Source organism: Zavarzinia sp. CC-PAN008 (assembly GCF_051903925.1).
Classification (GTDB): domain Bacteria; phylum Pseudomonadota; class Alphaproteobacteria; order Zavarziniales; family Zavarziniaceae.
On record NZ_CP173678.1, the window covers coordinates 1580024 to 1600064 of the forward strand.

The 20041-nt window shown below is 68.8% G+C and carries 20 protein-coding genes and 1 other RNA gene; 8 read left to right on the forward strand and 13 right to left on the reverse strand.

Annotation, left to right across the window (positions count from 1 at the left end; translation table 11 throughout):
* Window positions 1-87: 87 nt before the first annotated feature.
* From ACI6GS_RS07445 to fsa, 5 genes are all read right to left on the reverse strand, one after another.
* Window positions 88-957 carry a DMT family transporter gene (locus ACI6GS_RS07445; protein ID WP_439817155.1) on the reverse strand — a complete coding sequence of 290 codons (870 nt, stop codon included), beginning with the start codon at window positions 955-957 and terminating at the stop codon, window positions 88-90.
* Between the two features lie 110 nt (window positions 958-1067).
* Window positions 1068-1244: a hypothetical protein gene (locus tag ACI6GS_RS07450; protein WP_439817156.1), complete on the reverse strand. Its 177-nt coding sequence runs from the start codon at window positions 1242-1244 to the stop codon at window positions 1068-1070.
* Window positions 1245-1248: 4 nt separating this feature from the next.
* Complete coding sequence (locus ACI6GS_RS07455) at window positions 1249-2238, reverse strand: tyrosine recombinase XerC (RefSeq protein ID WP_439817157.1); 990 nt, start codon at window positions 2236-2238, stop codon at window positions 1249-1251.
* Entirely contained in the window at window positions 2217-2945 is a 729-nt protein-coding gene (locus ACI6GS_RS07460; RefSeq protein WP_439817158.1) for a DUF484 family protein, read from the reverse strand. Before ACI6GS_RS07460 ends, ACI6GS_RS07455 begins: the two co-directional genes overlap by 22 nt.
* A 13-nt stretch (window positions 2946-2958) precedes the next feature.
* Complete coding sequence (gene fsa / locus ACI6GS_RS07465) at window positions 2959-3624, reverse strand: fructose-6-phosphate aldolase (protein WP_439817159.1); 666 nt, start codon at window positions 3622-3624, stop codon at window positions 2959-2961.
* A gap of 41 nt (window positions 3625-3665) precedes the next feature.
* Between fsa and ACI6GS_RS07470 the strand changes: the two genes are divergently transcribed.
* On the forward strand, window positions 3666-5864 hold the full coding sequence (locus ACI6GS_RS07470; RefSeq protein ID WP_439817160.1) for a primosomal protein N': 2199 nt from the start codon (window positions 3666-3668) through the stop codon (window positions 5862-5864).
* Window positions 5865-6017: 153 nt separating this feature from the next.
* On the opposite strand, the gene ACI6GS_RS07475 is transcribed toward ACI6GS_RS07470, so the two are convergent.
* On the reverse strand, window positions 6018-7205 hold the full coding sequence (locus tag ACI6GS_RS07475) for a LamB/YcsF family protein (RefSeq protein ID WP_439817161.1): 1188 nt from the start codon (window positions 7203-7205) through the stop codon (window positions 6018-6020).
* A gap of 99 nt (window positions 7206-7304) precedes the next feature.
* Between ACI6GS_RS07475 and ACI6GS_RS07480 the strand changes: the two genes are divergently transcribed.
* The 5 genes from ACI6GS_RS07480 to ACI6GS_RS07500 all read left to right on the forward strand — a co-directional run bounded on the left by ACI6GS_RS07480 (window position 7305) and on the right by ACI6GS_RS07500 (window position 10995).
* On the forward strand, window positions 7305-7637 hold the full coding sequence (locus ACI6GS_RS07480; protein WP_439817162.1) for a type II toxin-antitoxin system RelE/ParE family toxin: 333 nt from the start codon (window positions 7305-7307) through the stop codon (window positions 7635-7637).
* A complete protein-coding gene (locus tag ACI6GS_RS07485) occupies window positions 7630-7932 on the forward strand; it encodes a helix-turn-helix domain-containing protein (protein WP_439817163.1) in 303 nt (100 codons plus the stop codon). The genes ACI6GS_RS07480 and ACI6GS_RS07485 overlap by 8 nt, the downstream gene beginning before the upstream one ends.
* 95 nt (window positions 7933-8027) lie before the next feature.
* On the forward strand, window positions 8028-8297 hold the full coding sequence (locus ACI6GS_RS07490) for a hypothetical protein (protein ID WP_439817164.1): 270 nt from the start codon (window positions 8028-8030) through the stop codon (window positions 8295-8297).
* 12 nt (window positions 8298-8309) lie between these two features.
* Window positions 8310-9278 (forward strand): MBL fold metallo-hydrolase, encoded by a 969-nt coding sequence (locus ACI6GS_RS07495; RefSeq protein WP_439817165.1) that lies wholly within the window; start codon window positions 8310-8312, stop codon window positions 9276-9278.
* A 76-nt stretch (window positions 9279-9354) separates the two neighbouring features.
* Complete coding sequence (locus tag ACI6GS_RS07500) at window positions 9355-10995, forward strand: PAS-domain containing protein (protein WP_439817166.1); 1641 nt, start codon at window positions 9355-9357, stop codon at window positions 10993-10995.
* 6 nt (window positions 10996-11001) lie between these two features.
* Here ACI6GS_RS07500 and ACI6GS_RS07505 read toward each other — a convergent pair whose 3' ends face one another.
* The 4 genes from ACI6GS_RS07505 to ACI6GS_RS07520 all read right to left on the reverse strand — a co-directional run bounded on the left by ACI6GS_RS07505 (window position 11002) and on the right by ACI6GS_RS07520 (window position 13920).
* Window positions 11002-11505, reverse strand: a complete 504-nt coding sequence (locus ACI6GS_RS07505; protein ID WP_439817167.1) for a GNAT family N-acetyltransferase — start codon at window positions 11503-11505, stop codon at window positions 11002-11004.
* Window positions 11506-11546: 41 nt separating this feature from the next.
* Entirely contained in the window at window positions 11547-12134 is a 588-nt protein-coding gene (locus tag ACI6GS_RS07510; RefSeq protein WP_439817168.1) for a TetR/AcrR family transcriptional regulator, read from the reverse strand.
* Window positions 12131-13000, reverse strand: a complete 870-nt coding sequence (locus ACI6GS_RS07515) for an enoyl-CoA hydratase (RefSeq protein ID WP_439817169.1) — start codon at window positions 12998-13000, stop codon at window positions 12131-12133. The genes ACI6GS_RS07510 and ACI6GS_RS07515 overlap by 4 nt, the downstream gene beginning before the upstream one ends.
* A 113-nt stretch (window positions 13001-13113) precedes the next feature.
* Window positions 13114-13920 (reverse strand): enoyl-CoA hydratase-related protein, encoded by an 807-nt coding sequence (locus ACI6GS_RS07520; protein WP_439817170.1) that lies wholly within the window; start codon window positions 13918-13920, stop codon window positions 13114-13116.
* 159 nt (window positions 13921-14079) lie between these two features.
* Between ACI6GS_RS07520 and ACI6GS_RS07525 the strand changes: the two genes are divergently transcribed.
* Window positions 14080-15117, forward strand: coding sequence for an alpha/beta fold hydrolase (locus ACI6GS_RS07525; protein WP_439817171.1), 1038 nt, complete (start codon window positions 14080-14082; stop codon window positions 15115-15117).
* On the opposite strand, the gene ACI6GS_RS07530 is transcribed toward ACI6GS_RS07525, so the two are convergent.
* Window positions 15114-15377: a helix-turn-helix domain-containing protein gene (locus ACI6GS_RS07530; RefSeq protein ID WP_439817172.1), complete on the reverse strand. Its 264-nt coding sequence runs from the start codon at window positions 15375-15377 to the stop codon at window positions 15114-15116. The two genes, ACI6GS_RS07525 and ACI6GS_RS07530, sit on opposite strands and share 4 nt — an antisense overlap.
* A gap of 476 nt (window positions 15378-15853) precedes the next feature.
* Window positions 15854-16196: a transfer-messenger RNA gene (gene ssrA / locus ACI6GS_RS07535) on the reverse strand.
* Window positions 16197-16338: 142 nt separating this feature from the next.
* On the opposite strand from ssrA, the gene ACI6GS_RS07540 reads away from it, so the two are divergent.
* Complete coding sequence (locus ACI6GS_RS07540) at window positions 16339-17508, forward strand: amidohydrolase family protein (RefSeq protein WP_439817173.1); 1170 nt, start codon at window positions 16339-16341, stop codon at window positions 17506-17508.
* Between the two features lie 48 nt (window positions 17509-17556).
* Here the strand turns inward: ACI6GS_RS07540 and ACI6GS_RS07545 are convergent, their stop codons facing one another.
* On the reverse strand, window positions 17557-19977 hold the full coding sequence (locus ACI6GS_RS07545; protein ID WP_439817174.1) for a beta strand repeat-containing protein: 2421 nt from the start codon (window positions 19975-19977) through the stop codon (window positions 17557-17559).
* Window positions 19978-20041 lie beyond the last annotated feature (64 nt).

The following is a 20041-nucleotide window of genomic DNA, read 5'->3' on the forward strand; positions in this document are numbered from 1 at the left end:
GCGGGCCCTCCGTTACGCGCCCCAATCTAGACCCCAGCCCGCAGGGCTTCAACCCGCAGCCGGGCTACCAATTCCAGACCAATAAAGTCATGGCACAGGATCCGGCTGGGGCGTCGGGCGCCCGGACAGGCTGGGCCACAGATACCAGATCACGGCTCCCAGGATCAGGCTGCCGCCCACCCACGCGCCCTGTCCCGGCTCCTCCCCGATCGCCAGCCAGACCCAGAGCGGGCCCAGCACCACGTCCAGCAGGCCGATCAGGCCGGCTTCGGCCGGCGGCACGTGGCGCCCGCCCATCAGGAACAGGAGGAAGGCCAGGACCGACGTCGTCAGCGCCAGCAGGGCGATGACGCCCAGGTCGCGCAGGGGCGGCACGTCGAGGCCGGCCAAGGGAAGGGCCGCCAGCGCCGCAAGCACCGCGCCCCAGGCATTGACAGCCGCGATGTCGGTCGTGGGATGGCGCCGCATCAGGATGATCAGCAGGGCAAAGGTTGCCGTCATGAGAAGCGCCAGGGCATTGCCCAGCAGGTCGCCTGGGCGCAGCGAGGCCGCCCCCAGCACGACCACCCCCGCCAGCGACACGGTCGAGGCGACGATGACCCGGCGGGTCGCCCGCTCGCCCATCATCAGCCAGGCAAGGCCCGCCGCGATGAAGGGCAACGTGGCATAGATGACCAGGACGTTCGCGACCGTCGTGTGGGCGACCGCGCCGACGAAGGCCGTGGTCGACACGCCCGAGATGACGGCGCCCAGCACGCCGATCCGTCCAAAGGTCATCTGCCGCCGACCGGGATGCAGGGCCACGATCACGAACAGGGCTGCCGCCGCGATGACCGAGCGCCACAGGACCAGCGACCAGGCGTCGATCTCGACCAGCCGGATGAACAGGCCGGCCAGGCCCCATAGCAGCGTCGCCACCAGGACCAGGGTCAGGCCATAGGCCCGCCGTTCAACCATCCGTCCTCGTCGGGCGCATGCGCATCTGCATCGCGCGATGGCAGACCACGCGGGGGCGACCGTCAAGCTGGACGGCTCAAACCTTGCTGCGGGGTCTGCCGGGGATGCGCCTAGTTGAACAGGCGATAGGCCAGGGCCAGCACGACGGCGATGCCAAGCCATGCCGCCAGCTGCATCAGCGTGCGCTGCCGGTTCTGCGCCATCGACCGCAGCATGCCGCGATTGCCGATCACCAGGACGAAGAGAACGCCCAGCATCAGGACCAGGCCGGCCCAGGGTTCGATCATGGCGTCAGCCTAGCACAGGGCGCCGCGCCGTGCGGGCACGCGGATGCGCCTGGTCGAACACCTCGGCCAGGCGGGTGGCATCGACGGACGTGTAGCGCTGGGTGGTGGACAGGCTGGCATGGCCCAGCAGGTCCTGGATCGCCCGCAGGTCGGCCCCCCCGCCCAGCAGGTGGGTCGCAAAGGAATGGCGCAAGGCGTGCGGCGTCGCGTCCGCCGGCAGGCCCAGCGCGCCGCGCACCCGCTCCATCGCCAGCTGCACCGCGCGAGGGCCCAGGGGGCCGCCCTGCACCCCGCGGAACAGCGCCTCGTCCCCATCCAGCGGCTGGGGCAGCAGGGCGAGGTAGGCATCGACCGCGGTGCGCACCGCGGGCAGGACGGGCACGATGCGCTCCTTGTTGCCCTTGCCGCGGACGCGCAGCACCTCGGCCAGGGGGGCCTGGTCGCGGCGCAGGGACAGCGCCTCCGACACGCGCAGGCCGCAGCCATAGAGCAGGGCCAGCACCGCCTTGTCCCGCGCGGCGACCCAGGCTTCCTCCGGGTGGTCCTGGGCCCGGTCCAGGCTGGCGCGGGCCTGCGTGGCGGTCAGGGCCCGCGGCGCGCGGGCGGGCAGCCTTGGCCGGCGCACGGCGTCGATGGCGGCCACGGCGACGTGACAGCGCTTTTCCAGGAAGGTGCAAAAGGCGCGCACGGCGGACAGGCCACGCGCCATGGACGACGGGCTCAACCCCTCGGCCCGGCGGCGGGCGGCCCATGCGCGGATATCGGCGGCACCCAGCCGGGCCATGCCGTCGACGTCCAGCGGGCCGCCCTGGTGCTGGGCCTGGAACGCCAGGAACGAGACGAGGTCGGCGCCATAGGCCGCCAGCGTATTGGGCGAGAGGCGGCGCTCGGCGCCCAGGTAGCGCTCCCAGGCGGCGACGTGGTCGCACAGGCCGGGGCCGGCCAGGACCCGCTCGGCCAGGGGCAGGGTGCTCAGGTGCGCAGGTCGAGCCACGCGCGGAACAGACGCTCGATCACGTCGGCCAGGAAACGCAGCAGGTCCGAGCCCTGGCCCGGCTGGAACTTGTCCGCCTCGCGCGCGCCCAGCGCCAGCAGGCCGTTGGGGGACTGGTCGGAAATGTTCAGTCGGACCAGCGCCTGCGATCGCACCAGGGCGGCAGCGGGACCAAAGATCGCGGGGTCGCCCATGACCTCCGCTTCCAGGCTGACCCGGTCGCTGGGACCCAGCTCCGCCTCGACCGTGCCGGGGGGCAGGAGCATGACCCCGGTCGCCGGCACCTTGACCCGCAGGCGGTCGTCATTCTCGACGCACAGGGTGATGGTGTCGACGTCCAGGACCGTTGCCAGGTCCTGGGTCACGACATGGACCAGGTGCTCGAAGTTGCGTGCTTCCAGCAGCAGCAGGATCGCCTCGCCCACGCGGCTCTGCACGGCGGCGTTGTCGCGCATGGCGGACAGCATCTCGCCCTGCAGCGTGCTGAGGCGGACATTCTCGCCCTGGACCCGTTGCAGCATGAACTGCTGCATGTCGAGGACGTTGCGCCCCGTGGCAAAGGCGGGTGGCGTCAGAAGGGCGATCAGGTCGGGATTGTCGGCCAGGAAGTCCGGATTCTGCGCCAGATAGGCGCGCACCTGCTCCCGGCTCGGCAGGTCGATGCCGGCTTCGGCCGGCGTCTCGGCCTCGGACTTCCGCTTGGCCATGGCCGTCAGCCTGTCACGTCGCGGCGGTGATGCTCTGGCCGGTCTTCTGCCAGTCCGCCAGGAAGGCGGCCAGGCCCTTGTCCGTGAGCGGGTGCAGCGCCAATTGCCGCAGCACGGCGGGCGGCAGCGTCGCCACATCGGCCCCGATCTTGGCCGACTGCACGACATGCAGGGGATGGCGGATGGAGGCGACCAGGATCTCGGTGGTGAAGCCCGGATAGTTGTCGTAGATGCGACGGATGTCCTCGATCAGCGCCATGCCGTCTTCGGAAATGTCGTCCAGCCGCCCGACAAAGGGGGAGATGAAGGCAGCCCCCGCCTTGGCCGCCAGCAGCGCCTGCGCGGGCGAGAAGCACAGCGTGACGTTGACCTGCGTGCCCTTCGACGACAAGGCCTTGCACGTCTTCAGGCCGTCCCAGGTCAGCGGCACCTTGATCGCGACATTGGACGCCACCTCAAGCAGGCGGGCCGCCTCTGCCATCATGCCGTCGAAGTCGGTCGCTGTGACTTCCGCGCTGACGGGGCCATCGACCACCGAGCAGATCTCGGCCAGCACGTCCAGGAACTTGCGCCCCGATTTCGCGATCAGCGACGGATTGGTCGTGACACCGTCGACCATGCCCGTCGCGGCGAGATCGCGAATCTCTGCAACATCGGCCGTATCGACAAAGAATTTCATGACGTCCCCGCGCACCGCGATTCGAGGGGGGACTTTAGCCGATGTCGCCTGACCCTGCCATGCCGCCACCCGGCAACACCCCTGCGCCGGCGGCCCGCGTCTCTGTCCTCGTGCCGCTGCCCTTGCCGCGGGCGCTGGACTATCGCACCGGGCCCGAGGTGCTGGCGCCGGGCGACGTGGTGGAGGTGCCGGTGGCCGGGCGCCGCACGCTGGGCGTGGTCTGGGACAGCGCGCCCGACCCTGTCGTGCCGGAAGCGAAGCTGAAGCCCGTCCTGGCCAGGCTTGCCGGCGTGCACCTGCCCGAACCCTTGCGCCGCTTCATCGACTGGGTGGCGCAGTACACGCTCTCGCCCCCCGGCTTCGTCGCGCGTATGGCCCTGCCCTCGGCCGCGTTCGCGGCGCCCCGGGCGGTGGCCGCCTATCAATGGGTCGGCGGCGCCGGGGAGGCGGCCTTGACCCCGGCGCGCGCGGCGGTGCGGGCCGCGCTCGAACACGGGCCGTTGACCCCGGCCGAACTGCGTGCCGCCGGCTGTGGCGCGGGCCCGGTCAAGGCGCTGGTCGATGCTGGCCTTGTCGTGCGCATGAAGCGCCAGGCCGCAGCGCCGCCGGCGCCCGACCTGGGGCGGCGGGGGCCGGACCTCAACCCGGAGCAGGCGGCGGCTGCGGCGGAGTTGGCGGCCTTGGCGCGCGGCGGGGCGTTCGCGCCCGTGCTGCTCGACGGGCCTACCGGCTCCGGCAAGACGGAGGTCTACCTGGAGGCGGCGCGGGCGGCGCTGGAACAGGGGCGGCAGGTGCTGGTGATGCTGCCGGAGATCGCGCTGACGCCCCAGTCGCTGGCGCGGATCGAGCGGCACTTCGTGCATGCGCCGCTGCTCTGGCATTCCGACCTGAACCCCGCGGTGCGCGCGGCGACGTGGGGCGCGGTGGCGGCGGGCGGGCCCCTGATCGTGGTGGGCGCGCGCTCGGCCCTGTTCCTGCCCTTTCAGAACCTGGGCCTGATCGTGGTGGACGAGGAGCACGATACCTCGTTCAAGCAGGAGGACGGCGTCGTCTATCACGCGCGCGACATGGCGGTGGTGCGGGCGCGCATCGCTGCCTGCCCCGTGATCCTGGCGTCCGCCACGCCGAGCCTGGAGACGGTCGTGAACGTGGAGCAGGGGCGCTATCGCAGCGTCCGCCTTCACCGCCGGCACGGCGGGGCGGGCCTGCCCGACATGCGCCTGGTCGACCTCAGGCGGGAGCCGCCGGCGCGCGGGCGCTTCCTGGCGCCGTCGCTGGGCGCGGCGCTGGCGACGAACCTGGAGGCGGGGGAGCAGTCGCTGCTGTTCCTGAACCGGCGGGGCTATGCGCCGCTGACGATCTGCCGGGCCTGCGGCCATCGCCTGTCCTGCCCCAACTGCACCGCCTGGCTGGTGGAGCACCGGTTCGAGGGGCGCCATGCCTGCCATCATTGCGGCTATTCGGTGCCCCAGGTGCGTACCTGCCCCGACTGCGGGACGGAGGGGCAGCTGGCCCCCTGCGGCCCCGGGGTCGAGCGCGTGGTGGAGGAAGTGGCGGAACTGCTCCCCACCGCGCGCACGCTGGTCATGGCCAGCGACACCCTGGCCGGTCCCGCCGCGATCGCGGAAGCGGTCGAACGCATCGCCGCACACGACGTGGACCTGGTGATCGGCACCCAGATCGTCGCCAAGGGGCATCACTTCCCGGGCCTGACCCTGGTCGGCGTGGTCGATGCCGATATCGGCCTGGCCGGTGGCGACCTGCGCGCGGCGGAGCGGACCTTCCAGTTGGTCTCCCAGGTGGCAGGCCGGGCTGGGCGGGCGGAGAAGCCGGGGCGCGTCCTGATCCAGACCTTCATGCCCCAGGCCCCGGTGCTGCGGGCGGTGGCGGCGGGCGACCGCGACGGCTTCCTCCATGCCCTGGCGGACGAGCGCCGCGGCGGCCTCTGGCCCCCCTTCGGCCGGCTGGCGGCGCTGATCGTCTCAGGCGAGGACGAGGGCCGCGTGGTCGCCACCGCCCGCGCCCTGGCGCAGGCCGCCCCGCGCGGGGAGGGGGTGGAGGTCCTGGGCCCGGCGCCCGCCCCCCTCGCCCTCCTGCGCAAGCGCCACCGCCAGCGCCTCCTGCTCAAGGCCCCGCGCGAGACCTACGTCCCCGACCTGGTCCGCGCCTGGCTTGACCGCGTCAAGATCCCCTCCAGCGTCCGCGTCCAACCCGACATCGACCCGATGAGCTTTACGTGAGGTGGAGTTGACGCTCGCTCCTGGTTGGTATTGTCCGGGGCGCAGCGGAAGCCTACATTGTGAGTAGCCGGGGGAAGAAAATCGGCTTCATGCCGCGTGGCCCGTTCAAGGACAGGCCCTATACCCCCGGCACATCACCGACGATGACGGCTGTCAGTCCCACTTGCTTGGAACGATGAAGCCGATTGAATCGAACCAATCATAGAAATTTGCGTCACGAAGTCCATGTACGCTGTTTGAGTTCACTATATAGCCGTTAGGCGCACTTCCATCACGTACATATATTGCTTCGGTGATCTCGGGACTTTCAATAAAGAATGATGCAACACCCTGAGGTGTGCATTCACTGTTTCCATATCCAAGACCATTTTCAAATACATATCTGAAGAACTCTTTTGCAGCCTCTGCGGGATCATCGGCTGCTTCTACCAACTTGTAGATTCTAGTATAGATGTAGGACTCCCAATCTCGCTTGCTCAATTCAGATGTCGTTGGGTCAACCTCGACGGCAAGCAGCATTTCCAACAACTTATTCGCGGGAACCCATGCGGCAGGTTCGTCTTTGCGTCTGACGTAGTCGGTGAACGGCCGCAGCGCATAGCCCTCCGCCACCAATCGCTGCCGCAGCAGGGCCGCCATCGCGACCGCCGCCGGGTTGTCGCCGTGGACGCAGATGGTGTCGATCCGCACGGGCAGCTTTCGGCCGCTGGTGGTGGTGATGGCGCCGTCGGCGAGCATAGCGAGCACGCGGTCGGCGGCGAGGTCGGGGTCGTGGAGCACGGCGCCCGGCTGCTTGCGCGGCGTCAGGTTGCCGTCGTCCCCATAGGTGCGGTCGGCATAGACTTCGCGCGCCAGGCGCAGGCCCGCAGCCTCCCCCGCCTTTTCTGCCTCCATCCCCGGCATGACCATCAGGATCAGGTTGGGATCGACGGCGGCGACCGCGCGGGCGATGGCGTCGGCCAGGGGGCGGTCGACGGCCGCCTGGGTATAGAGCGTGCCGTGGGCCTTCACGTGGGTGACGCGGTGGCCGCGGGTGCGGGCCATCGCGATGATGGCGCCCAGCTGGTAGATCACGTGCTTCCCGATATCCTCCGGCGCCTCGCCCACGATCTGGCGGCGGCCAAAGCCCCATGGGTCCAGGAAGCTGGGATGCGCCCCGATCGCAACACCCCGGTCGCGGGCGAGGTCGATCGTGCGCGCCATAACCAGGGGATCGCCGCCATGAAAGCCGCAGGCGACATTGGCGCTCGTCACGATGTCCAGCATCGCGGCGTCGTCGCCCATCCGATAGGCGCCCCAGCCCTCCCCCATGTCGCTGTTCAGATCGATCGCCTTGGTCATATGTCCTTCACCGCGTTCTGACCGGCAGCAGTCTTCCGCCATGCCGCGCCGCCAGCAAGCCGCTGCTTGCTGGCATACGCAATTTGCGTATGATCGGCCATGGACCTCTACCGGACCGGAAGCTACCTGGCAGGCCTCAAGCGCCTTGCCAAGCTTGGTGCGTCCGAGGGCGACATCATCGCGATGGAGGACGCCATCGCGCTCGATCCGGCTCGCGGCGACGTCATTCCCGGCGCGGGCGGTTTGCGGAAAGTCCGCTTCCGCTTTGGCGGCAAGGGCAGCCGGGGCGGCGGGCGGACTGTCTATTACGTCCTGGTAGGGGACGAGGTGGTCTACCTCCTTGCCGCCTATGCCAAGGCGGACAAGGCCGATCTGACCCGGGATGAATTGAAGCTGTTCAGGAAGCTTGTTGAGGAACTGACCCATGGCTGACGACCGCACCGATCTGGGTCTGGCGATCGAACAGGGCTTGCGCGATGCCATCGCGCATCGCCGGGGGCAGGTGGCGCTGGAGGGGCGTTCGGTCGAACCTATGCCGCCCGCGCGGATCAAGGCGATCCGCCGGGCCGTGGCCGACAGTCCCAAGGCATTCGAGCGACGGTTCGGCATCCCTGCGCGCACGCTGGAGGGGTGGGAGCAGGGGCGCAAGCTCACCGCCGCGGACCGTGTCCTGTTGACTGTGATCGAGAAGGAGCCGGAGGCGGTGGAGCGGGCCCTGGCTGGCTGATTGACGCATCGGCGCGAGCAAGGGGCTTGCCCGGGTCGCCCGGCGGTGCCCACACTTTGCGCAAGGGAGAGACGCAATCCGGGAAGTGATCGTCGATGATGTTGCTGCTGCTGGCGGCCCTGGCGCTGCCCGTCTATGACGTCGATGCCTATTGCGCGGGCGTCGCGGCCTCGGCCGCCAATGACCCCAAGGTCGCCGCCGGCTGCCTGGACCAGGAGGCGCGGGCCAAGGTCCAGGTCGAAAAGCTGAACGTCACACCCGACGCACTGCAGACCTGCCACGAGGAGTCGGAGCTGCTGGGCGGGTCCTACGCCCTGCTCTATGGCTGCCTGCTGGCCAAGGTTGCCCCGCCGACACTGCAATAGGAGGGGGCCACGATGGGCAACGCCTATGACAAGGGCCTGGTGGAGGTGGCGCCGGGCGTGTTCGCCTATCTCCAGCCCGATGGCGGCTGGGGCTGGAGCAATGCCGGGCTGATTGCGGCGGGCGAGGGTGCGCTGCTGGTCGATACCCTGTTCGACCGGCGCCTGACGGAGGAGATGCTGGCGACCATGCGCGCGGCGACGCCGGCCGCACGGTCCATCGGCACGGTCGTCAACACCCATGCCAATGGCGACCACACCTATGGCAACGGCGCCCTGCCGGAAGCCGAGATCATCGCCTCGACCGCCAGTGCGCGGGAGATGGACGAGGTGCCGCCCGCCCTGCTGGACCAGTTCATGAAGGCGGCCCCCAATATGGGGGAGGCGGGCGCCTACCTGTCCCGCATCTTTGGCGCGTTCCAGTTCGAGGGCCTGGCGCCACGCGCGCCGACCCGCACGTTCAGCCATCGCCTGGACCTGGTCCTGGGCGACCGACGCGTCGACCTGATCGAGGTCGGGCCCGCGCACACCCATGGCGACGTGCTGGTGATGCTGCCGGACGACCGCGTCGTCTTCACCGGCGACATCCTGTTCGCGCACTCGACGCCCATCATGTGGGCGGGGCCGGTCGCCAACTGGATTGCCGCCTGCGACCTGATCCTGGGGGCAGAGGTGGACGTGATCGTGCCAGGCCACGGCCCCATCGCCGACAAGGCGGCGGTCGCGGCCCAGCGCGCCTACCTGGTGTACATCCGGGACGAGGCCAGGAAGCGCTATGACGCCGGCCTGTCCTGGGCCGAGGCGTCGGAGGACATCGCGCTTGGCGACTATTCGTCCTGGGGCGATGCCGAGCGGATCGCGGTCAACGTGGCGACCCTCTACCGCGAGTTTTCGGGCCGGCCCGGGCCGGACACGCTGGCCCTGTTCGGGCAGATGGCTAAAATTGATCGAAAATTCTCGAAATCCCATCATATGGGAAAATGATTCGTTTTAACTGGCGATTCATAGTCTGAAGTGTCATCTTCCGGGATCGAGAGCGGGACATCCTGGAATGACGGTCATGGCGGCAAAGGTGGAGATCGGACGGGCCGGGCTGATCCGGCTGACCGTGCCGGCAATGCTTCTGGCGGCGGTGGGCAGTGCGTCGATCGCCAGCGCCGCGCTTGAGCGCGCGCCGGGCCTGGGCTTGCGCGATGCCCTGATCGGCATGCCGGCGGCGCTGCTGATGGGGATCGGGGCCCTGCTCGCGGCCGTGATCTACCAGGCGATCCGCATGGGTGTGATGAACCAGCAGGCCCGTGCCATGGCGCCGGAAAAGGCCCGCCTGTCCGACTTCGTGCTGACCGCAAGCGACCTGTTCTGGGAAATGGGGCCCGACTTTCGCTTCACCTGGGTGTCGGACCCGACCGTGGCGCGCGCCTGGCTGGGCAAGACGCTGATGGACCTGGGGGCCGAAGCCGGCACCGATCCGGTCTGGCAGCGCCTGCGCGAGGACCTGGCCCACAAGCGGGAATTCCGCGCCTTCGACTGCCCCTTCGTCAACGGGCCGCTGGGCCTGCGCAAGCTTCGGCTGTCGGGCGTGCCGATCCGGGCCAAGGACGGCAGCTTTGCCGGCTATCGCGGCAGTGCCTGCGACATGTCCGAGGAGGACGCGGCCCGCGCCCAGGTCGCCCGGATGGAGCGCCTGCTGGCCGATGCCATCGCCCAGGTTGACCAGGGCTTCGTCCTGTTCGACCGCGAGGGCCGGCTGGTCCTGGCGAACGAGGTCTATCGCAGTGCCTATCCCCTGGTGGCCGACCTGCTGGTGCCCGGCGCCACGTTCGAGGGGATCCTGGACGCGGCCGCCGAGCGCGGCGGCTTCGCCGGCGAGGGCGACAAGCGGGCCTGGGTCGAGGCCCGCCTGTGGCGCCACCTGGCGCACGATGGGCCAGTCGACTGCGAACTGGCCGATGGCCGCTGGTGGCGCGTGTCCGAGCGTGCGACGGCCGATGGCGGGGTGGTCAAGATGCTGACCGACATCACCGAACTGGTCCATGCCAGGGACAGCCGCAGCGCCATCGAGGACTCCCTGGTCGAGGCCCGGCGCTTCGAGACGGTGGCCCGCCTGGCCGCCGGCCTGACCGTCGAGATGGACGAACTGGCCGTGGGGATCGAGGTCGCCAACAAGCGGCGGACCCTGGCCACGATCAGCCCCGCGGGGGCGGAGGCTGCGGCCGTGCAGATCGCCGACTGCGCGGGCCGCCTGCGCCGCCTGGTCCAGGCGCTGGGCCGCTTTGCCCAGACCCATGGGGCCGTGCCGCAGCGCGTGGAGATCGCCGCCGCGGCGCGCGACGTGGTCGCCCGGGGCGGCCGGGTCACCCTGGACGACGAGGCGCTGGACCCGGCTTTTGCCCGGGTCGATCCGCTGCTGCTGCAACTGGGCCTGGACGCGTTGATTGCCCAGGCGGGGGACAGCGTGGTGGCGCTGAAGACGCGGGTCCAGCGCAGCGGCCGCGCGCACAACGTCGCGCTGGAGGTCGTCGACAACGGCCCCGGCATGGATCCCGATGCGGTGCCCAACCTGTTCGAGCCGTCGCCCGACGGCTCGCTGGGCCTGCTGCCCGCGTTCACCATGGTGCATCAGGCGGGTGGCACGATCGACGTGGAGACCGCGCCCGGGCAGGGCACCCGCATCCGCCTGGTCCTGCCCCTGGCGGCGTGAGCGTCGTCAGTCGTCCGGGTCCTCGACATGGCGTTCGAGGATCAGGACGGCAGGGCGGTAGCCAAGCGCGGCATAGGCGTCCTGGGCGCGAGTATTGGCATGCAGCGTGCCGATCACGACGCGGCGAATGCCCAGGATCCGGGCATGGTCCTCTGCCGCCTGGACCAGAAGGCGGGCCAGGCCGCGACCGCGCTCCTCGGCGACGATATACAGGTCCTCGATCCACAGTTCGCGGCGTTCCTGCTCCAGGTCGTCGGCACCGTTCTTCACGGCGATGAAGCCCACGACCCGGTCCGCGCGACAGGCCAGGACGATGCGACCGATGCCGGCCTGCATCGCTGTTTCCAGGGCGTCGACCTGCTCCGCCGCCATTTCCGAGCCAAGGCGGCGGTGCGGTCGCAGGGCCCGCTCGAACTCCTGCAGGGCCGACACCATCCGCAGCAGGGCGTCGCGGTCCCCGGGGAAGGCATCGGGCTGGTAGTCGCGCAGGCTATGGTCCGGTCCCGTCATGCACCGTCATGCAAGCGCAATCGCCGCCGGGCGTAAACCGCTCAGGTGTCGGCCGCAGGGCTGTGCAGGCGCAGCGCATCCTCGGCCATGGCCTGGACCAGAATTGCCGCGCGCGGCGGGGCAGGGCCATGCAACGACCCGATCAGGCCCAGCAGCGCCCGGGCCGCGATGGCCGCGCCGGCGCCGTCCAGGTCGCCGCGTGCCGCGTGGATCAGGGCGGTCCAGGAGCCGCGCAGGGCCCGCAGCCGATCCTCCAGCGCCCGGCGGTCGGCGTCGGGCAGGTTGCCCCATTCCTGCTCCGCCAGCGCCGTCAGCCCGCCATCGGCCTGGGCATGGCGGATGGCCAGCGCGATCGCCAGGCGGCAGCGCTCGACCGCGTCCGGCGCCAGCCGGGCCGCCTGCTGATCGGCCTCCGCCCGGTCGAAGGACTGTTCCACCAGGGCCAGGAGGATCGCCTGTTTCGATGCGAAGTGGCGATAGATCGCAGGCCCGGTGATCGCGACGGCGGCGCCGATATCGTCGATCGCCGTCGCGTTGTAGCCCTGGTCGCTGAACAGGCGCGCAGCCGCCGCCAGGATCTGCTGGCGGCGGTCCTTTGGCCGGCTCGACACGCGGGCGGCGCTGCTCACTCGGCTGCCTTGCGCCCTGCCTTCGCCTGCTCGCGGATGATCCGCGCGCCATCGGGATCGACGAAGCTGCCGTTGTAGACGATGCGGTTATGGGCGTGGCCGACATGGTGCAGGCCGAAGGCCGACTGCACCGCCGTCCACATGCCCTGCGCGTCCAGCGACTGGTTCACCGACATCTTGGCCAGCTTCAGGCCGACGCTGGGGCGCTGCGCCACCTTGCCGGCGAGCTCCAGCGTGAACGCTTCCAGCCGCTCGCGCGGGACGACGTGGTTGACCATGCCCAGCGTCTTGGCCTCCGCCGCCCCGATCGGCTCGCCCGTGAACAGCATCTCCTTGGCGCGGCGATGGCCCACCTCATAGGCATGGACAAAGAACTCGTGGCCATTGACGCCAAAGGCGACGACAGGGTCGGAGAATTCCGCATCCTCGCTGGCGACGATCAGGTCGAACGGCCAGACCAGCATCAGGCCGCCGGCAATCGCCTTGCCCTGGACCTGGGCGATGGTGGGCTTTGGCAGGTTGCGCCAGCGCCAGCAGAAGCCCAGGTAGATTTCCTGCTCCTGCGCCATGTAGCCCTCGGGCCCCGGCAGTTCATAGCCGCCGACGCCCATCACGGGGGCCCCGTGGTCGCCCACCTTCGACCGGTCGCCCAGGTGATGGCCGGACGAGAAGTGCGGGCCGTCCGCCGCCAGGATCACGACGCGCACGGCATCGTCGTGCATCGCCATGTCCAGGGCGGCGTTGATCTCGTACAGCATCTTGCGGTCCTGGGCATTGCGCGTATCGGCGCGCGCCAGGGTGATGCGGGCGATCCGCTCCGCCGGCTTGTCGTAGCGAATCTCGGTAAAGCTCGGGCTGTCGGTCATTGGTCGATCCTCCCCTCGGCTCTCGGAGCCTGTTCAGATTTCTGTCTCTGCGTGCCCAAAGACCCCGCTCATTCCCGCTTTCGCGGGGATGAGCGGAATTCAGGATCAGGGCGTCAGCGGCCCTTGAACTGGGCGGTGCGCTTCTCGACGAAGGCAGCAACGCCTTCCTTCGAATCCTCGGTGCGGAAGGCCTGGTCCTGGGTCGAGGCCTCCAGCGCCAGCTGGGTCGCGAAGTCGTTGCTGGTGCTGGCGTCGATCATCCGCTTGATGGCGCCATAGGCCCAGGTCGGACCGTTCGCCATCTTCATGGCGATGGCGTGCGCCGTCGGCATCAGCTGGTTGTCGTCCACCACCTGGTAGATCAGGCCCCAATCCGCCGCCTGGTCGGCCGAGATCTTCTCGCCCAGCAGCATCATGGCGGTCGCCCGCGCCTTGCCCGCCAGGCGCGGCAGCGTCCAGGACGAGCCCCCATCGGGCACGACGCCCAGGCGAATGAAGGCCTGGAGGAAGCTGGCGGAACGGGCGGCGATGACGATGTCGGCGACCAAGGCCAGGCCGCAGCCGACGCCGGCGGCCGGCCCGTTCACCGCGGCGATGACCGGCTTCTCTGCCCGCGCCAGGCGCTCCAGCATCGGGTTGATATAGCCGCGCAGGCCGTCGCCGCCCTCGCCCCGTGCCTTCTTCGCCGGGTCCTTGTTGCCCTCGTCCATGTCCTTGAGGTCGGCGCCTGAGCAGAAGCCGCGGCCCGCGCCGGTCAGCAGGATCGCCCGGACCTCCGCATCCGCCATCAGCGCGTCGAACGCCGCCGGCAGGTCCTTCATCATCGCGCCGCTCATCGCATTGAGCCGGTCCGGCCGGTTCAGCGTCACGATGGCGAGCGGTCCGTCCCGCTCGACCAACAGGGTTTCATAGGTGGTCATCGGCATCCTCCCCGAATGCGCCGTGAATGCGCACGTCCGATTATGTTAGCCGAGATTTACATTGCGCCCGGCGGCGGTCAACCGTCTGGCGGGCGCCGATCCGGTACCCTTTGCACCCGCCGTTCTCTAGGATCGCGCGACAGACCAGGGAGAGCGCCGATGACCAGCCAGTCCATGCCGACGCCGCGCATGATCGAGACCAACGGCATCCGCATGGGGGTGTACGAGGCAGGGCCAAAGGACGGCCCCGCCATCGTCCTGTGCCATGGCTTCCCCGAACTGGCCTATTCCTGGCGTCACCAGATCCCGGCGCTGGCGGCGGCGGGCTATCACGTCCTGGCGCCCGACCAGCGCGGCTATGGCCTGACCGAAGTGCCGGAGCGGGTGGAGGACTATGACCTGGCCCACCTGCTGGGCGACCTGGTGGGGATGCTCGATGCCGTGGGTGTCCCGAAGGCGGTCTTTGCCGGGCATGACTGGGGCGGCCTGCTGGTCTGGCAGATGGCACTGCTGCACCCCACGCGCGTTGCCGGCGTGATCGGCGTGAACACGCCGCATATCCCGCATCACATGCTGTGGCTGCACCCCGACCTGGTGCGCGACCTGGCCCCCGGCTTCGTCGCCGATCCGGCCCAGGACCCGCTCCCCCAGATGCGCCGGGTCTACAGCCCCGACATGTACGTGATCAATTTCCACGACACCGACGCCGCCGACCGCATGATGGCGCGCGACGTGCCGCGCGTGTTCCGCTCGTTCATGCGCAAGGGGGTGATCAGCCTGGATGTCTATCGCACCCTGCCGCCCGAGATGCGCCACATGGCGATCACGGCGGGGCTGGAGGGGCCGGAGCCTGCGGACCTGCCGGGCACCGCGATCCTGTCGGCGGAAGAACTGGGCTTCTATGTGCAGGCCTTCGAGCGGACGGGCTTTACCGGCGGCATCAACTGGTACCGCAACCTGTCGCGCAACTGGCTGCTTGACCGCGGCGTGGACCAGGTCGTCCGGGTGCCATCGCTGATGATCGCGGCGGGCGACGACGTCGTCCTGACCCCGGCAATGACGGACGAGATGCCGGCCATCGTTCCCGACCTGGAGCGCCACGTGATCCCCGCCTGCGGCCACTGGTCGACCCAGGAGAAGCCGCACGAGGTCAACGCCCTGATGCTCGACTGGCTGCGGCGGCGGTTCCCGGTCTAAACGAGTTCCACGCGGACCTTGCGGCCGACGATCGCGGCCGCACGCTGGAGGGTCGCCAGTGTCACGTTGCCGTCCTTTGGGTCCAGCAGGCGGCTGACTTGGCTACGGCTGGTGCCCATGCGCTCGGCCAGGGCGGTGCGCGTGATCTTCTGCGCCTTCATCGCCTGCTCGATCTGCCAGGCCAGGACTTCCTTGATGGCGACGGCCTGGAAGGCCTCAAGGGTGCCATCCTCAGCGAGGAATGCATCCAGGGTCGACATTTGCCCAATGCGACACGACACCGTTTCAGCGGCTATTTGTCGTTCTCTGTCCATGTAGAGTTACGTCAACATACGGCGCAAAAACATAACTGGCCACACCGGCAATCGATACTCAATAGCGTTTCTACACTTTTTTCGGATTCACCGGTTTAACTAGGTGATACCTGGGATAGCGAGAGCCATTCCAACTTGCCATTTGATGCCCGCAGTCGCATTCGTAACTATCCTTGTCTCTGAAAGGAACTTTTACCTCGGTAACTTCATACTCCGCACCGCACTTTGGGCAAGTTTCCTTTTCCATATCACCAAGCTTCGCTGCAATTCTAAGTTGTTCAAAATGATACGTTGTGTCATGTGAACGCAACCACATCGTGAACGACAATCTTGACTGGCCGCGTGCCGTGAAAAAGGGGCTCGAGGCCACATCTAGCCCTGAAGTCCCCGCGAAGTGGGAAAAATCAGCAGTAGAAATTGAAAGTGGGGGGCTTCTGTTGCCCGGTGCCCCCCGAACCGCGTTTTGGATTTACGCCAAGCTACCGTTAGGCAGCCAGACGGACTTCCTCAACCTGTGCAACGTTGTCGTTGGCACTTCTAGGATTGACCCGATAACGGCGGTATCATGCCGAGCGAAAGACCAAGCCTTTACCACGCACGTCGATCCTGTTTCGCCCCCATGGCCCGGCGGACAACGCCGGGTGGATGGTGGAGGCGCCGGGTACCGCCCCCGGGTCCGAAACGCTTATTTCGCTTGCCGTTTATCGCCATAGCCGGTTGCCCGGCACGACCAATATAGGGGCATCCGGCCCGGAAATGAAGGGGGGCGCCCACAGCACCTTGCCGGGTCTTGGGCGGCCGCTGTTCCGGTCGGCTCCGGGGCCGAACAGAAAAGTGCTCGCCTCCCTGAACGCCGTTCGATACGCTCTCTAAAACAACGTATCAAACAATGTTCGGGAGAGACGCGATGGCTGGCTTGCTGCTGGACAATCCGGTGATGAAGGGCCTGACCCTGTCCAAGTTTCGCCAGCCCCAGCAGCAGCTGCGCGACCGCCTGCCGGCTGGGCTGGAGATCGTCTCGGCCGACAACCATGTCGGCCTGAACGAGGACATCTGGTACCAGGGCTTTCCCGCGCACCTGAGGGAGCGGGCGCCGCGCGTGCTGCAGCATCACGGCCTGTGGGACATCCGCTGCCCCGGCGACACGCCCTGGGACGACCGGGGCGAGATCGAGCGCAAGATGTTCGACATCATCGAAAGTGCCGAGGTGCCGGGCAATACCGACCTTGAGCAGCGCCTGAAGGACCTAGCGGTCGAGGGCTACCAGAAGGAAATCGCCTTCCCGCAGCAGATGCTGCGCTTCCTGGTGCACCCGAACCTGGAAGAGCGGGAATGGATCTTCCGCATCTACAACCAGCATCTGGCGCGGATGCAGGAGCGGGCACCCGGCAAGTTCCACGGCGTGGGCATCGCCAACTACTGGGATCCGGCCAAGGCGCGCGATTCCATCCAGGAAATCAAGGACCTGGGCCTGAAGACCTATATGCTGCCGCAGCACCCGGGCAAGACGAAGGAGGGCGCCGACATCTATTACCCCTCGCCCGAGTTCGAGCCGCTGTGGAACGCGGTGGAGGAGGCGGGCCTGCCCGTCTGCTTCCATATCGGAGAGGTCGGCAACGCCGCCGGGCGCAATGGCTGGACCACCCTGGTGCTGGAACGCCTGGGCCCGTTCCGGCGCAACTTCGCACAGCTGGTCTTCGGCGGGATCCTGGACCGCAATCCGGGCATCCAGGTCGTCTTCGTGGAGGCCGGCATCAACTGGGTGCCCGGCATGCTGCAGGACGCGGAGATGATGTACGACAGCTTTACCGACCTGCTCGACCCCAAGCCCCGGCTGCGTCCCAGCGAGTACTGGCACCGCAACTGCTACGCCGTCTTCATGGCCGATCCGGTGGGCCTGCGCATGCTGGATTATATCGGGGCGGACCGGGTCATGTGGTCGGCCGACTATCCGCACAACGAAGGCAGCTTCGGCTATGGCTGGCAGGCGATCGACGCCGTGCTCGATTCCGTGTCGGAGCGGGATGCCCGGGCCATCCTGGGCGACACGGCCCGGCGGGTGTTCAACCTGGCCTGAGGCCGGGTTAGGCCGGATGTGGGCCGCCGCCCGCATCCGGCCCCGGCATCAGGCGAACAGGAAATCGCCCTGCTGAAGCGACGTGACCGCCACGTTCAGCAGCAGCAGGCTGCCGTCGGCGCCGAAGTCCAGCAGCGTGTTCTGACCATTGGGGCCGACGGCACTCGCCACAGCCTGTACCTCCTCCAGCGTGTCGAAGGCGCTGCCCAGCAGCATGTAGATGTAGTCGCCGCCGCCCGCCACCCCGAAAAAGTCGGTGACCACGTCATTGCCCGATCCGGGGCCAAAGACGAAGGCATCGCCATTGGCCCCGCCGGTCAGCGTGTCGTTGCCGCCGCGCCCGTCCAACACATCCCAGCCCGCCCCGCCATTGAGCACGTTGCGTGCGCCGTCGCCATAGAGGGCGTCGTTGTTGTCGCCACCGATCGCGTTCTCGAAGCCGATGATGGTGTCGCCATAGGCATCGCCATAGCCGCCGACCGTCTGCGCCGCCAGGTCGACCCAGACATTGCCATTCGCCGACTGGGCATAGCTGATCGTGTCGTTGCCGGCGCCGCCGTCCATCTGGTCGGCCCCGGCGCCGCCACGCACCACGTCGCTGCCGCCGCCGGCCCGGATGACGTCATCGCCGTCGTTGCCGGTCAACCGATTGGCGCCGTTGCTGCCGGTCAGCGTGTCGGCGCCGCTGCCGCCCACGGCGTTCTCGAACCCGGCGATCACATCGCCCTGGGCGGCGCCGCCGCTGGCCGTCTGGGCCAGGAGGTTGATCACCACCTTCGCGCTCGTGGGCGCATAGCTCAGCGTGTCGATGCCGCTGCCACCGTCCAGGCGATCCAGGCCCTGGCCGCCCACCAGCCAGTCATTGCCGCCCCCGCCGGACACGGTGTCATGGCCCGCCCCGCCGGCCAGCGTATTGTCCAGCCCGTTGCCGATCAGCACGTCGCCGCCGCTGCCGCCGACCACGTGCTCGAAGCCTGAAATGCGGTCGCCCGACGCCTCGCCCCCGCTGGCGGCCTGGATCCGCAGGTCGACCCGCACGGCGGTCGTCGCGTTGGCATAGCTCAGCGTGTCCTGGCCAGCGCCGCCGGCCATGGTGTCGCCCCCGGCGCCGCCCATCAGCGTGTCGTTGCCGGCACCGCCGTCCATCCGGTCGGCCCCGTTGCCGCCCGCCAGCACGTTGGCAAGGGCGTTGCCGACCAGGCGGTCGGCATGGGCGCTGCCCGTCAGGTTCTCCACGCGGACGAAGCGGTCGCCCGCCGCGTCCCCGCCAGAGGCGCTGCCGGCGCCAAGGTCGATGCGCACCCCCTGGCGCGAGGCGGCATAGCTGGCCGTGTCGCTGCCGCTGCCGCCGTCCAGCCAGTCGCCGCCGCTGCCGCCGGCCAGGATGTCGTCGCCCGGGCCGCCGGCCAGGCTGTCGGCACCGCCGCGGCCCTCCAGCGTGTCGGCGCCGATGCCGCCCACCAGGGAATTGCCGGCGGCATTGCCGATGCCGTAGATCGCCTGGTCCGACCCGGCCATCAGGACCTCGACATGGTCGGCCAGGACGTAGCGGCCGGCCACGACCAGGACGGTGTCACGGCCGCCCCCGGCATTCTCCACCACCACGTCCTGGGCCGTGTCGACGGTGTACCAGTCGTCGCCCGTGCCGCCTTCCATGTGGTCGATGCCCTGGCCGCCGTTCAGCGCGTCGTCGCCCTCGCCACCGATCAGGTGGTCCGCCCCGCCATGGCCCAGCAGGACGTCGTCGCCATCCAGCCCGGCCAGCGTATTGGTGTCGTCGTTGCCTTCGATCCAGTTGGCCCCGTCATTGCCGGTGCCGTCCGCCGGGCCAGAGCCATAGAGGTAGAGGCGCTCCACCTCGGCCGAGAGGGTGTAGGAGGTCGCGGCCAGGACGATGTCGGTGCCACCGTCCGCCGCCTCGACGATCACGTCGCCGGCCTGGTCGACGAAATAGGTGTCGGCGCCGTCGCCGCCGGTCATGGTGTCGGCCCCGGCCCCGCCGTCGATATGGTCGGCCCCGGCGCCCGCGTCGATCGTGTCGGCGCCGTCGCCGGCATCGATATGGTCGTTGGCCCCGCCGGTCGCGATGACGTCGCCGTTGTCGCTGGCGATGACGATGTCCATGCCCTCGGACCCGGTCATCGTCTGGCCGTCCTGGGCATAGGCTGCGGTCAGCACCTTGAAGCTGATGTCGACGCCGACGCCTGTGAACCAGTTCATGGCCGAGAAGCCGAGGCTTGCCTCGTTCACGTCGCCTGCACGGCCAAGTCCCAGGTTCACGATGACGGAATTGGACTCCGCGCCCGTCCCGCCACCGGCATAGTAGCCGCCATAGCTGGCCGACCACGTCGTTTCGTAGAAGTACTCGCCTGTCTCGGGGTCGCTATAGGCCTCGATCCAGTAGTCAAAGGAGACGTCGAAAACACCCGATGCCCGATCGATGCCGATGGCGTAGGTGACCGAACTCATGTGGTGCCCCATGGCAGGTTGACCTGCCTACGTTCGAGGCAGTTGCTGCCCACGGTATAGGCAA

Excerpts from the sequence above, each read along its gene's own strand:
- ACI6GS_RS07460 (WP_439817158.1), bottom strand. The coding sequence starts at position 2,945 with ATGGCCAAGCGGAAGTCCGAGGCCGAGACGCCGGCCGAAGCCGGCATC.
- ACI6GS_RS07490 (WP_439817164.1), top strand. The coding sequence starts at position 8,028 with ATGATGTTGCTGCTGCTGGCGGCCCTGGCGCTGCCCGTCTATGACGTC.
- ACI6GS_RS07505 (WP_439817167.1), bottom strand. The coding sequence starts at position 11,505 with ATGACGGGACCGGACCATAGCCTGCGCGACTACCAGCCCGATGCCTTC.
- ACI6GS_RS07445 (WP_439817155.1), bottom strand. The coding sequence starts at position 957 with ATGGTTGAACGGCGGGCCTATGGCCTGACCCTGGTCCTGGTGGCGACG.
- ACI6GS_RS07480 (WP_439817162.1), top strand. The coding sequence starts at position 7,305 with ATGGACCTCTACCGGACCGGAAGCTACCTGGCAGGCCTCAAGCGCCTT.
- ACI6GS_RS07495 (WP_439817165.1), top strand. The coding sequence starts at position 8,310 with ATGGGCAACGCCTATGACAAGGGCCTGGTGGAGGTGGCGCCGGGCGTG.
- ACI6GS_RS07525 (WP_439817171.1), top strand. The coding sequence starts at position 14,080 with ATGACCAGCCAGTCCATGCCGACGCCGCGCATGATCGAGACCAACGGC.
- ACI6GS_RS07545 (WP_439817174.1), bottom strand. The coding sequence starts at position 19,977 with ATGAGTTCGGTCACCTACGCCATCGGCATCGATCGGGCATCGGGTGTT.
- ACI6GS_RS07540 (WP_439817173.1), top strand. The coding sequence starts at position 16,339 with ATGGCTGGCTTGCTGCTGGACAATCCGGTGATGAAGGGCCTGACCCTG.
- ACI6GS_RS07470 (WP_439817160.1), top strand. The coding sequence starts at position 3,666 with ATGTCGCCTGACCCTGCCATGCCGCCACCCGGCAACACCCCTGCGCCG.
- ACI6GS_RS07500 (WP_439817166.1), top strand. The coding sequence starts at position 9,355 with ATGGCGGCAAAGGTGGAGATCGGACGGGCCGGGCTGATCCGGCTGACC.
- ACI6GS_RS07475 (WP_439817161.1), bottom strand. The coding sequence starts at position 7,205 with ATGACCAAGGCGATCGATCTGAACAGCGACATGGGGGAGGGCTGGGGC.
- ACI6GS_RS07450 (WP_439817156.1), bottom strand. The coding sequence starts at position 1,244 with ATGATCGAACCCTGGGCCGGCCTGGTCCTGATGCTGGGCGTTCTCTTC.
- ACI6GS_RS07520 (WP_439817170.1), bottom strand. The coding sequence starts at position 13,920 with ATGACCACCTATGAAACCCTGTTGGTCGAGCGGGACGGACCGCTCGCC.
- ACI6GS_RS07515 (WP_439817169.1), bottom strand. The coding sequence starts at position 13,000 with ATGACCGACAGCCCGAGCTTTACCGAGATTCGCTACGACAAGCCGGCG.
- fsa (WP_439817159.1), bottom strand. The coding sequence starts at position 3,624 with ATGAAATTCTTTGTCGATACGGCCGATGTTGCAGAGATTCGCGATCTC.
- ACI6GS_RS07530 (WP_439817172.1), bottom strand. The coding sequence starts at position 15,377 with ATGTCGACCCTGGATGCATTCCTCGCTGAGGATGGCACCCTTGAGGCC.
- ACI6GS_RS07485 (WP_439817163.1), top strand. The coding sequence starts at position 7,630 with ATGGCTGACGACCGCACCGATCTGGGTCTGGCGATCGAACAGGGCTTG.